Raw genomic sequence first — 11,826 nt, 5'->3', positions numbered from 1 at the left:
ACTGGACGCAGGGTCGGAGAAGGTCTCGCTTTGTACTGGTTCTACGAAGTCGAGGAGATCACAGTGAAAAGATCACTGCTTGCCGCCGCCACCACGGTGGTTATAACACTGGGGGCAGGAATTACCCCCGCTCAGGCCCATGGCGGTGATGAGCCGTCCCCGCCAACTGTGAAAGAAGTGACAACCGTTGCTGAAGGGTTGGTGTCACCGTTGCGCCTCGCCACAGGCCGAGGCAAATCAATCGATGTTGCGCAGAGTTTCGCGGGCATCATCACTCGTATCGCCAGGGACGGCACTACCGAGACTCTTGACTCTGCGGAGGGGTACTTCTCCGGCTCTGTATCCCGTTCCCATGGCACCACCTACTACACGATGACGAGGGGCGCCGGCCAAGGAGACCCATCGGCCAACGAGTCCCTCCTGAAATCCATCGACTGGCATGGGAATATCAGCACCATTGCCGATATCGCCGCCTATGAGCGGACTGCCAATCCAGACAAAGACACGCGCTACGGCTTCCGGGACCTGGATCAGACATGCCTGGACCTGCAAACGGCGGTGCTGGGTCCGCAAGCGAGTTACACCGGCCGGCCCGACTCCAACCCCTACGCCACAGTGGCGTACCACGACCACGTGCTGGTAGCCGATGCCGGAGCCAACGCCATCTTCCGGGTGGACCATTGGGGCAACATCTCAACGGTAGCCGTCCTACCGGCGATCCCGGTGGTGATAACCGAGGCGATAGCCACTGCGCTCGAAATTCCACTATGCGCCGTGGGCTCCACCTACTACCTCGAACCTGTACCCACCGATATGGAGGTCGGTTGGAAGGGCAAGCTCTATGTCACGTCGCTTCCCGGCGGCCCTGAGGATCCAAGCCTGGGAGCACAGGGATCAGTGTTTACTGTCAATCAGTGGAGCGGGGAGACCACCCTGCTTACGTCAGGGCTAGTCTCGCCCACGGGTCTGGCACTCGACCGAAAGGGCAATATCTACGTCGCTGAATTGTTTGCCAACCGGATTTCGGTCATTCCGCGTGGATCAACCACTGCCAGCACTCTGCTGGAAGTCAACCAGCCCGCTGAGGTGGAGATGCAGAAAGGCAACAGGCTCTACGCCACCACCGATGTACTTTCACCGCAGGACGCACCCCCTGCCGGCAAGGTGATCAGTATCAAACTGATGCGCTCGAGGCACTAAACGTCCGCTGGCAGGAGACTGTACGAGGACGAACAGGAGGGGCGGTTCGGATTCCACCGAGCCGCCCCTCCTGTTTTCCGTCCGTATGATCTACGGCCGGTTCTACTCCTCGTCGTTCTCGCCGGGCTTGCGGTAAGGATCCGCGTCGCCGGCGAAAGCGGCCTTCCTTGCAAGTTCAGCGACCTCGGCATCGCGTTCCTTAGCGGTGCGAAGCAGTTCTTCGAGGTGGTTCGCGTTGACGGGAATCTCGTCCGGAACGAATTCCAGCGTGGGCGTCAGTCGTGCGGTGATGTTTCGACCCACCTCGGAGCGGAGCACACCCTTCGCGGACTCGAGCGCCTTGTGCACTGCCGCCTGCTCCTCGGACTCGCCGAACACTGTGTAGTAGATCGTGGCGTGCTGCAGGTCATTGGTGACCCGTGCATCAGTGACCGTGACCGCTTCCAGCCGGGGGTCTTTTACCCGACGGCGGAGGGCTTCGGCGACAATGACCTTGATGCGCTGGGCCAACCGTGCAGCGCGTGCGGCGTCTGCCATGACTTCTCCTTACTTCCTCCCAGTGGGAGCTATAACGCCGACTGCGGCATGTGCCTCGCGGTCGGTATGGGCAGGAGGCGGGGCCGCTGCATGCAGCGGCCCCGCCCGATACGAACCCTAGACCCGAGGCTTCTCGCGCATCTCGAAGGTTTCAATGATGTCGGCTTCCTTGACGTCATTGAACGATCCGAGGCCGATACCGCACTCGAAGTCGGTGCGGACTTCGGTTGCGTCGTCCTTGAAGCGCTTGAGCGATTCCACGGAGAGGTTGTCCCCGATGACCTTGCCGTCGCGCAGGACACGAGCCCTTGAGTTGCGTCGGATGATGCCCGAGCGGACGATCGAACCGGCAATGTTGCCGAACTTCGAGGAACGGAACACCTCACGGACCTCTGCGGTACCGAGCTGCACCTCCTCATACTCCGGCTTGAGCATGCCCTTGAGGGCGAGCTCAATGTCGTCGATCGCGGCGTAGATGACCGAGTAGAAGCGCATGTCCACGCCTTCACGCTCGGCCAGGTCCGCCACGCGCTCAGCGGGTTTGACGTTGAACCCGATAATGATCGCGTTATCCACCGTTGCCAGGTTGACGTCGTTCTGCGTGATTGCACCGACTCCGCGGTGGATGACGCGCAGCTGCACGCCTTCTCCGACGTCGATCTTGAGCAGCGAGTCCTCCAGTGCTTCAACCGCACCGGAAACGTCACCCTTGAGGATGAGGTTGAGGGTATCAACCTTGCCCTCGGCGACGGCCTGGTCGAAGTCTTCCAGGCTGATGCGCTTGCGGCGCTTCGCCAGTGCCGCGTTGCGGTCTGCGGCTTCACGCTTCTCAGCAATCTGTCGGGCAGTGCGCTCGTCGTCGGTGACGAAGAACGTATCGCCTGCACGGGGCACGTTGGAAAGACCCAGTACCTGCACCGGGCGCGAGGGTTCAGCCTTGGTGACGACATCGCCGTTCTCGTCGAACATCGCACGGACACGGCCGTGGGCCGTGCCGGCGACGATGGTGTCTCCGACGTTCAGCGTTCCGGACTGGACGAGGACCGTCGCGACGGCACCGCGTCCACGGTCAAGGTTGGCCTCGATCGCGATACCGCGGGCGTCCTTGTTCGGGTTGGCCCGCATATCCAGCGCCGCATCAGCGGTGAGCAGGACAGCCTCGAGGAGCTCATCGATGCCCATGCCCTGGAGCGCGGAGACGTGGACGAACATGGTGTCGCCGCCGTACTCCTCGGGCACCAGTCCGTACTCGGTGAGCTGACCCTTGACCTTGTCCGGGTTCGCGCCTTCCTTGTCCATCTTGTTGACGGCCACGACGATCGGCACGTTAGCCGCCTGTGCGTGGTTCAACGCCTCCACGGTCTGTGGCATGACGCCGTCGTCCGCAGCAACAACGAGCACCGCGATGTCCGTGACCTTCGCACCGCGGGCACGCATGGCTGTGAATGCCTCGTGACCAGGGGTATCGATGAAGGTAATCGGACGGTTGTCGCCCTCATGCTCGTGGTCGATCTGGTATGCACCGATGTGCTGCGTGATGCCGCCGTGCTCACCGGCTACAACGTTCGACTTGCGGATTGCATCCAGCAAGCGGGTTTTACCGTGGTCGACGTGACCCATGACGGTGACTACCGGGGGACGTGCCTCAAGCTGCTCGTCGCCTTCGGCTTCCAGCTCGGCATCGAAGTCGATGTCGAAGCTGCTGAGGAGCTCGCGCTCCTCGTCCTCGGGCGAGACGACCTGGATCTTGTAGCCGAGCTCGGTACCGAGCACCTCGAAAGTGTCCTCGTCCAGCGATTGCGTTGCCGTGGCCATCTCACCGAGGTGGAACAGCACCGTGACCAGTGCGGCCGGGTTGGCTTCGATCTTGTCGGCGAAGTCCGTGATCGACGAACCACGACGCAACCGGACGACAGTATTGCCGTCACCGCGGGGAACGCTGACGCCGCCCAGCGACGGGGCTGACATCTGCTCGAGCTCTTGCCGCTTCGCCCGCTTCGACTTGCGCTGCTTGCCGCGACCGGCTCCACCCTTGCCGAAAGCACCGGCGGTGCCGCCGCGACCGCGGCCGCCCTTGCCGAAACCGCCGCCGGCAGGGGCTCCACCACCAGTACCAGCACCGGGAGCTCCCCCGGGGCCACGCCGGGGTCCTGCGCCAGCCGCTCCACCACGACCGGGCGCAGCTGGGCGCTCGGTCCGGTTCGGCATCATTCCAGGCGTCGGCCGGGCACCACCGGCACCCCCGGGGCGGGGTGCGCCCGGACGAGGCGCGCCGGGACGGGCGCCGCCTGCACCGGCGGCGGGACGGGGACCGCCCGCACCGGCGGCGGGACGGGGACCACCCGCGCCTGCTGCAGGTCGGGGGCTGCGATCATCATCGCGGCGTCCACCCGGCCGGGGCATGCCCTGGGACGTTGCAAACGGGTTGTTGCCCGGACGCGGACCACCGGAACGGTCGCCGTCGCCTCGGCCGGACCGGGGCATCCCCTGGGATGTTGCGAAGGGGTTGTTGCCGGGACGGGGGCTGCCTGTACGGTCGCCGGGGCGAGCCGCTCCGGGACGCGCCGAGGTAGGCCGTGCGGCTGCCGGCTTCGGGCCTGGCTTGCGGTCAGTGCCGGAGTCGCTGCTGGGACCTGATTCGGGAGCGGCAGGTGCCTCTGTCTCGGCCTTGGGTGCTTCAGGCGCCTTGAAGGCAGGGGCTGCCGGTGCCTGCTCGCGGGGAGCTTCGGGGGCCGGTGCTGCCGGCTTTTCCGGAGTCGGCGCGGGTGCCGGCGACGGTGCTGCGGGCGCTGGACGCGGCGTTGCTGCCTTGGGCGCGGGCTGGGACCCACGCGCCGGCGCCGGTGCTGATGCCGGTGCCTTTGATGCCGCGGGGGCATCGGGGAAAGCACCGCGAAGTTTCTTCACGACGGGCGCTTCAATGGTCGAAGATGCCGACCGGACGAATTCGCCCAGTTCCTGCAGCTTTGCTACTGCATCCTTCGAGGTAATTCCGAGCTCTTTTGCGAGCTCGTGTACGCGGACCTTGGCCACATTTCTCCTGTCTCGGTCCGCACCGAGTCAGGAGCGAACCGTCTAATTCCTACTGCAGACCCCAGCTGACAAAGCAGCTGACGCGCCGATTGCAGAGCTCAACAGATTGTTCATCGTTGGGCACTCATCGCTGGGTACTCATCGGGTTTCCATCAGTTTTCTGACCCGCTTTCAGGGAGGACGGTGTACATGCAGGGAATCTCCATCAGGAGACACCCCCGAGTGTGCGTAGCCAGTCTTCAACGCTTCGCGTATCTACTACGCCCCGAAAGGCGCGGTTGAACGCTTTGCGTTTGAGCGCAAGCTCCACACAGGACGGCCGGGGGTGCAACCAGGCACCCCTGCCCTCCATCCGACGGCGGTGATCGACCTCAGCGACGTTGAAGCCGCCGCGGTTGACCGCTGACCATCGAACCAGATTGACTTGGTCTTCACGCTCTCGGCAACCGATGCAGGTTCGTACCGGTTGGTGGCGTAACGACATAAGCCCTATCCATTCTAGCGCCATGGGCGTCGATATGACGCATCGGCGGATTACTGAGGCAGAACCTCGTTACTTCAGGCGCCGGCGGCGTCGGAAGCGATATCGATCCGCCACCCGGTCAACTTCGCGGCGAGCCGCGCGTTCTGGCCTTCCTTGCCGATGGCGAGTGACAATTGGTAGTCCGGCACAACCACGCGGGCGCTGCGAGTTTTCTCGTCGGTGATGGTCACCGAGGACACCCGCGACGGCGAGAGCGAACTCGCGATGAATGTCGCTGGATCATCGCTGTAATCGACGATGTCGATCTTTTCGTCGTTAAGCTCGTTCATCACTGCGCGCACGCGCGAACCCATTTCGCCGATGCACGCTCCCTTTGCGTTCACTCCGGGCACATGCGCCTTTACCGCGATTTTGGTGCGATGGCCGGCTTCCCGGGCGAGGGCGACGATTTCCACGCTCTTGTCCGCAATTTCGGGGACTTCAAGCTCAAAGAGCTTGCGTACAAGACCGGGGTGCGACCGCGACACCGTGATCGACGGGCCCTTCATCCCGCGGTGCACGTCCACCACGAACGCCCTCAGGCGGGTTCCATGGAGGTACTTCTCACCGGGAACCTGCTCGGGAGGCGGAAGCAGTGCTTCGACTGAACCGAGGTTCACCTGGATCATGTGGGGGTTGTTGCCCTGCTGGATGAGGCCGGCTACCAGTTCGCCTTCCTTGCCGCGGAACTCTCCGAGAATGTTGTCGTCCTCGGCATCCCGCAGGCGCTGCAGGATAATCTGGCGTGCAGTACTCGCCGCGATCCTGCCGAACCCTGTCGGCGTGTCGTCGTACTCCCCTACCGCTACGCCGTCGTCGTCCACTTCGGTGGCCCAGATGGTGACGTGACCCGTCCGCCGGTCCAACTGTGCACGGGCTGTCTCCTGTGCACCTGCGGTCTTATGGTAGGCAACCAAAAGTGCCTGCTCGATCGTGGGGATCAGCAGGTCAAGGGGTATCTCCCGCTCCCGCTCCAGTAGCCGCAGAGCGCTCATATCTATATCCATTGGGGCCTCCTCAGCAGCCAGCGGTCGTGATCAGTCATTGTCGCCGCCGGGTTCCTCGGCATCAGCGTGGGAAAATTCAACCTGGACCGTACCCTTGCGAATCTTGCCGTAGGGGATTTCGCGGTCTTCCCCGAACTTCGGTTTGGTGCCCTTCTTGACCGCCATCATCGGCCTCAGGGTGATGGAGGATTCCTGGGCATCCGTCAACCTGCCCTCGAGGTCCTCGCCGTCGACCAGCTTCACGGCGACCAGCCTGCCGACATTCCTCCGCCAGTGGCGGGGCTGTGTCAGAGGCCGGGACACACCGGGCGAGGAAACCTCAAGGTTGTAGGGGCGGCCGTCGTCCCCCGGATCGTTGTCAAGGGCATTCGAGACGCTCTGGGATACCTCGGAAATGGTGTCAAGGCTCAAGCCCTCCGCGCCGTCGTCCGGCAGGTCGACAACCACGTGCAGCGTCCGGTGACTCCCGACGATGCGAACGTCCACGTCTTCGAGCAGGAGATTGTGCTGTTCCACGGTGGGACGCAGGAATTCCCGGAGCCTCTCGGCTTCCGCTGCTGCGTCGAGGTGCGCGGAAGCCGCATTCCGGTGGTGTGCCGGGGTGTTCTGCTTGCCGGACCGATCCGCCATTGCCGTCTCCGCTCGATGATGTTGTAGCTACTAGCGTAACGACTTTATGACAGCTCGGTGAATGGCGCACGAAACCTCGTCCACATGGCATGATGATCGGTTGTGACGCAATCGAAGGACCGTTCGGGCGCTGCCGACAGCGGCTTCGGTGGAGCAGTTTTGCGCATCCTCCGGAGGGGCGTGCTCCTGCTTGTCCTTTTGCTCGTGGCGTCCATTGGCCTCGTCATCGGCAAGGGCGCCTCAGAACCCGAACTCAGCGCTACTGAACTCGCCCTCAGCGACGGCTCCGCGGCAGCCCGGACTCTTGCAGTCACTGCGTCATCCCTCGAAAAGTCGGCATCTTCCGCGGATGCAGCAGGCTATGCGGCCCTTGGGGAAATGCTCCAACTCCATGCTTCGGCGTTGAGTCCTGCAGGGAGCGTCGCGTCATCACCTTCGCCCGTGCTGTCCCCCGCTGAAGGGCCGGCGGGACCTTCCCCTTCAACAGCGCCCGCAACACCGTCGCCAACGGTCTTCCTCGCTGATCTCACGGACTCCTACACGCAGGGATTCGTGGCGGCTGCGACCGTTGACGCTGGGCCGGCCCGCGTGCTTGCCTCGGCGGCCACGGCTCAGTGGCTGCAGAGCCGTGTGCTGGCCCAGCGCCTGAACGCCACTACGCCTGTGCTTCCTGTTCCGGAGGTCCGGAACGACGACCACGCCTCCGCCGAATGCCCGGCGGAAGCCACGCTGGAGGCAGAACCCGGACTAGACGGTGTGCGTACGGCCGTACTGGCAGAACAGCGCGCGTCCTACGCGTACCAGGTGGTTGCAGCGCGTGCCGCGGAGCCGGAACCGCTTCTGGTTTTAATGGCCCAGCACGATGCTGCAGCGGCCGTGGGGTCGTCGATCCTGAGGCAGCACTGTGTTGCCGAGCCGCTTCCGGCGCCGGCCTATGCGCTGGAGGACGCCTTTTTGTCGAACCCGGACACCGCCCTGCCGGAACTCGAGCACGAACTGGTGGGTACCTACACGGATCTCGTGGGCGTCAGCGCACCGGGACCGGTACGGGACTGGGCACTGCGGCAACTGGCCGAGACGGCAGAGCGCCTGACCGTGACCGGAAGCGCTACACCGCGTGATCTGGGGGCATTCCCCGGGATCGACCCGAGCGAATACCCGCCTTCACCGGAGCCGGGAAGTTAGTCTTAATCCGTGGATGCACGCAATATCGAGCTGCCTGGAACCCTGGTCCGCAGGGTGCTCAGCCTGCCACGGGGCCGGGCGTGGCTGGACAGCTGGGCCGACGTCACAAACCGTTACCTCGAGGAATGGGACCTGGTTCTCGAGCTTGAAGCGGGCGTTGAGCCTTGGAGCGGGCACTGCGCCGTCGTACTGCCCGTCGCCTGCGCCGACGGCCGCCCCGCCGCACTGAAGATCACCGCCCCGGATCCGGAGGCCGTCCCGGAGCCGGACGCGCTTGCCCTATGGGACGGAAACGGTGCCGTCGAACTCCTTGAAAGTGCAAAGGAGGACTTCGTCCTGCTGCTCGAACGGCTGGACGGCGATTCCTCGTTGGCGGAACTGCCGTTGCCGGAAACCACCGCGATCTGGGGATCGCTCCTGCGCCGATTGTCGATCGTGCCCAACGGCCCTGCCGGATCCGATCCGCGCTGGCTTTCCATTCCTTCGGTTGCCGACCAGGCCGAGCAGTGGACTGACACGCTGCCGCTTGAGTGGGAGACCCTCGGGCGCCCCTTCGACCGCTGGCTGCTTGAGTACGCGCTTGAGGTGTGCCAACTGCACGGCGCCGTGGGACGACGCCGTGACCACGATGTGCTGGTCCACTCCGACCTGCATTACCTGAACATTCTGCCGGTCCTTGAACACCCCCGGCAGTTCCTCGCTATCGATCCCAAACCCGTGCTTGGGGATGCGGAATTCGCCGTCGCTCCGATGCTCTGGAACCGGATCGCCGAGCTGTCGCCCGCAGATCCGGCCGCCCATCTGCGGGACCGCTGTACCGACCTTGCGCTGGCGGGAGGACTGGACCCGATGCTGGCCCGGGACTGGGCGGTGGTTCGCGAAGTGGACAACGCGCTGTGGTACCTGCAGGACGGCATAACCGACGACGCCGCGCGCTCGCTCTGGGTGGCGAGCAACCTGTTGCGCAAACCGCTTACGAACGCACCGTTGCCCGCCGAGCTCGCCGGCCTCTGACAACCGCCTGCGTCAGAGGATATTCTCCACCCATACGTCGTAGCCGAGCTTCAGGATGAGGGCAGCGACGACCACCAGGAATACCCAGCGAATGAACGTGCTGCCCTGGGTGATCGCCATCCGGGATCCGATGTAGCCGCCCACCATGTTGGCACCGCCGAGGAGGAGACCGAGACCCCAAAGCAGTGAGCCGTTGGGAAGGAAGAAGGTCAGGGCTCCGAAGTTGGTGGCTATGTTCACGATCTTCGCCTTGGCGCTGGCCCCAAGGAAGCTGTATCCGAGCATCGTAACCATCGCGATGATCAGGAACGAACCTGTCCCCGGGCCGATCAACCCGTCATAGAACCCGATGACCAGCCCGATTGCACCGGCTGTTCCATAGTGTCGGTGACCGGTGAACCGGAGCTTGGTGAGCGTACCGACGGTAGGCCGGAAGGCAGTGAAGACCGCGACGGCGACGAGAGCAGCAACGATGATCGGCTTGAAAACCGAAGCAGGCAGGGAGGCCGCGAGAACAGCGCCGCCGAAACTGCCTGCAAGCGCGATCAAAGCCATCGGCAATGCCGTTCGCAGATCCGGCCGTGCACGCCTGAAGTAGGTAATCGCGCTCGTTGTGGTGCCGAAGATGGAGCCCATTTTGTTGGTCGCCAGTGCCTGCACCGGCGTTATCCCCGGCACCATCAGCAGCGCGGGCAACTGGATAAGCCCTCCACCGCCGACCACGGCGTCAACCCAGCCGGCGGCGAATCCAGCCACCACGACGAGCACGATAGTAGAGAGCTGGATCTCCTCCAGCCCAGATACCATCCCCCGCGCCCTAGGCGCTGATAAGCGTATGCAGGCGCTCGACGACGTCGGCCACTGCCACGTTCTCGCTCGTTCCGGAGCGCCGGTCCTTGACCTCAACAAGGCCGTCCGCCAGCCCGCGCCCGACTACCACGATCGTTGGAATGCCGATCAGTTCGGCATCCCCGAATTTCACTCCCGGTGAGACCTTCTGCCGGTCGTCGTACATGACGCTCAGGCCCTTGCCCTCAAGCTCACCCGCGAGCTGTTCGGCTGCAGCAAAAATTTCGTCGCCCTTGCCGGTTGCAACCAGATGGATGTCAGCCGGAGCGACGTTACGCGGCCAGATGATGCCCCTGTCATCCCGGTTGGACTCCACCAGGGCAGCCACTGCCCGCGTGACCCCGATGCCGTAGGAGCCCATTGTGACGGTAGTCAGTTTGCCGTTCTGATCCAGGACCTTCAGGTGCAGTGACTCGGCGTACTTCCGCCCGAGCTGGAAGATGTGGCCCATCTCGATGCCGCGCTGGGTACGTAGCGTACCGGAGCCGTCCGGTGCTTCGTCGCCCTCGCGGACTTCCACAGATTCGATTACCCCGTCCCAGCTGAAGTCCCGGCCGGCAACGAGCCCGAAGACGTGCTGCCCGGTAACGTTCGCGCCGGTCACCCAGGGAGTGCCAGGGACAACGCGCGGATCTACGAGGAACGTCAGCCCGGTGGAGCTCTCGGAGCCAAGCACGGCCGCGTCGAGGCTGAGGCCCGGCCCGATGTAGCCCTTCACGAGCCCCGGATGCTTCTTCAGGTCATCGTCGGTGGCGGCCTCGACCGTCACCTCACCGCCGACTGACACGTGGACGCCGATGTTCGCTTCAATCCGCTTCAGGTCCACGTTCCGGTCGCCCGGCACACCGACCACCACGAGTTCGCGCTCACCTGAGGGCAAAACTGCGGCCAGCACCACGTTCTTGAGGGTGTCGGCAGCAGTCCATGGACGATCCTCACGCGGCACGGCAGCGTTCGCGTGGTCGACAAGCGTTTCGATAGTGGGGGTGTCCGGTGTGTCCCGTACCTCGGCGGCCGGGGCATCGCTGTAGTCCAGCTCAGGAGGCACCACAGTGGTGACGGCTTCAACGTTGGCCGCGTAACCGCCGTCGGACACGACGAAGGTGTCCTCGCCGATCCCGGAGGGGTGCAGAAACTCCTCGCTCCTGGAACCGCCCATGGCGCCTGCAGTAGCGGCAACCGGAACCACTTCGAGCCCGAGACGGTCGAAGATGCGCAGGTACGCTTCGCGGTGCAGTTCGTAACTGCGCTCAAGGCCTGCATCATCGACGTCGAAAGAGTAGGAGTCCTTCATGATGAACTCTCGGCCGCGCAGAAGACCGGCCCGGGGACGCGCTTCATCGCGGTACTTGGTCTGGATCTGGTAGAGGCTGAGTGGAAGGTCCTTGTAGGAGTTGTAGAGGTCCTTGACCAGCAGGGTGAACACTTCCTCGTGCGTCGGCGCCAGGAGGTAGTCCGCTTCCTTCCGGTCCTTCAGACGGAAGATGCCCTCGCCGTACTCGGTCCAGCGGTTGGTGGCCTCATACGGTTCCTTGGGCAGGAGTGCCGGGAAGTGGACCTCCTGCGCCCCGATGGCGTCCATTTCCTCGCGGATGATTGCCTCCACCCTGGCGAGGACTTTCAGGCCCAGCGGCAGCCAGCTGTAGATACCGGGAGCGGCACGGCGGATATACCCGGCACGCAGCAGCAGACGGTGGCTCGCCACCTCAGCTTCGGCAGGATCTTCGCGCAGCGTGCGCAGGAAAAGAGTGGAGAGTCGAAGGACCACGCTTGGAATCCGTTTCTTTGGCACTTTCTGCCGCGAATGAAGAAAACATGGCGGCAGCAAACAATACCTACCAATCTAAC

General features: G+C 63.9%; 10 protein-coding genes. 3 read left to right on the top strand and 7 right to left on the bottom strand.

The features are described 5' to 3' along the window. The first annotated feature begins 63 nt into the window (after positions 1 to 63). Positions 64 to 1,200 (top strand): ScyD/ScyE family protein, encoded by a 1,137-nt coding sequence (locus tag AC4D2M_RS06830; RefSeq protein WP_490890851.1) that lies wholly within the window; start codon positions 64 to 66, stop codon positions 1,198 to 1,200. A gap of 102 nt (positions 1,201 to 1,302) precedes the next feature. On the opposite strand, the gene rbfA is transcribed toward AC4D2M_RS06830, so the two are convergent. The 5 genes from rbfA to rimP all read right to left on the bottom strand — a co-directional run bounded on the left by rbfA (position 1,303) and on the right by rimP (position 6,930). Continuing rightward, entirely contained in the window at positions 1,303 to 1,737 is a 435-nt protein-coding gene (gene rbfA, locus AC4D2M_RS06825) for a 30S ribosome-binding factor RbfA (RefSeq protein ID WP_490890850.1), read from the bottom strand. A 117-nt stretch (positions 1,738 to 1,854) separates the two neighbouring features. Continuing rightward, positions 1,855 to 4,770 (bottom strand): translation initiation factor IF-2, encoded by a 2,916-nt coding sequence (gene infB, locus AC4D2M_RS06820; RefSeq protein WP_490890849.1) that lies wholly within the window; start codon positions 4,768 to 4,770, stop codon positions 1,855 to 1,857. Between the two features lie 205 nt (positions 4,771 to 4,975). Next, positions 4,976 to 5,254: a YlxR family protein gene (locus tag AC4D2M_RS06815; RefSeq protein WP_490890848.1), complete on the bottom strand. Its 279-nt coding sequence runs from the start codon at positions 5,252 to 5,254 to the stop codon at positions 4,976 to 4,978. Between the two features lie 74 nt (positions 5,255 to 5,328). Beyond that, the gene (nusA, locus tag AC4D2M_RS06810; RefSeq protein WP_490890847.1) at positions 5,329 to 6,300 is read right to left on the bottom strand and encodes a transcription termination factor NusA; all 972 of its coding nucleotides are present in this window, start codon (positions 6,298 to 6,300) and stop codon (positions 5,329 to 5,331) included. Positions 6,301 to 6,330: 30 nt separating this feature from the next. Further along, positions 6,331 to 6,930, bottom strand: a complete 600-nt coding sequence (gene rimP, locus AC4D2M_RS06805) for a ribosome maturation factor RimP (RefSeq protein ID WP_490890846.1) — start codon at positions 6,928 to 6,930, stop codon at positions 6,331 to 6,333. Between the two features lie 102 nt (positions 6,931 to 7,032). Between rimP and AC4D2M_RS06800 the strand changes: the two genes are divergently transcribed. Together AC4D2M_RS06800 and AC4D2M_RS06795 are read left to right on the top strand one after the other, a co-directional pair. Next, positions 7,033 to 8,115, top strand: coding sequence for a DUF4439 domain-containing protein (locus AC4D2M_RS06800; protein WP_490890845.1), 1,083 nt, complete (start codon positions 7,033 to 7,035; stop codon positions 8,113 to 8,115). Between the two features lie 9 nt (positions 8,116 to 8,124). After that, positions 8,125 to 9,129 carry an aminoglycoside phosphotransferase family protein gene (locus AC4D2M_RS06795; protein WP_490890844.1) on the top strand — a complete coding sequence of 335 codons (1,005 nt, stop codon included), beginning with the start codon at positions 8,125 to 8,127 and terminating at the stop codon, positions 9,127 to 9,129. A 12-nt stretch (positions 9,130 to 9,141) separates the two neighbouring features. On the opposite strand, the gene AC4D2M_RS06790 is transcribed toward AC4D2M_RS06795, so the two are convergent. Both AC4D2M_RS06790 and AC4D2M_RS06785 read right to left on the bottom strand, forming a co-directional pair. Then, positions 9,142 to 9,936, bottom strand: a complete 795-nt coding sequence (locus tag AC4D2M_RS06790; protein WP_490890843.1) for a sulfite exporter TauE/SafE family protein — start codon at positions 9,934 to 9,936, stop codon at positions 9,142 to 9,144. A gap of 10 nt (positions 9,937 to 9,946) precedes the next feature. Beyond that, complete coding sequence (locus AC4D2M_RS06785) at positions 9,947 to 11,746, bottom strand: proline--tRNA ligase (RefSeq protein WP_490890842.1); 1,800 nt, start codon at positions 11,744 to 11,746, stop codon at positions 9,947 to 9,949. Between the last annotated feature and the right edge of the window lie 80 nt (positions 11,747 to 11,826).

Source organism: Arthrobacter sp. TJ-270 (assembly GCF_058269075.1).
This window is presented reverse-complemented; position numbering and strand designations above follow the sequence as displayed.

Excerpts from the sequence above, each read along its gene's own strand:
- nusA (WP_490890847.1), bottom strand. The coding sequence starts at position 6,300 with ATGGATATAGATATGAGCGCTCTGCGGCTACTGGAGCGGGAGCGGGAG.
- AC4D2M_RS06815 (WP_490890848.1), bottom strand. The coding sequence starts at position 5,254 with ATGTCGTTACGCCACCAACCGGTACGAACCTGCATCGGTTGCCGAGAG.
- AC4D2M_RS06790 (WP_490890843.1), bottom strand. The coding sequence starts at position 9,936 with ATGGTATCTGGGCTGGAGGAGATCCAGCTCTCTACTATCGTGCTCGTC.
- rimP (WP_490890846.1), bottom strand. The coding sequence starts at position 6,930 with ATGGCGGATCGGTCCGGCAAGCAGAACACCCCGGCACACCACCGGAAT.
- rbfA (WP_490890850.1), bottom strand. The coding sequence starts at position 1,737 with ATGGCAGACGCCGCACGCGCTGCACGGTTGGCCCAGCGCATCAAGGTC.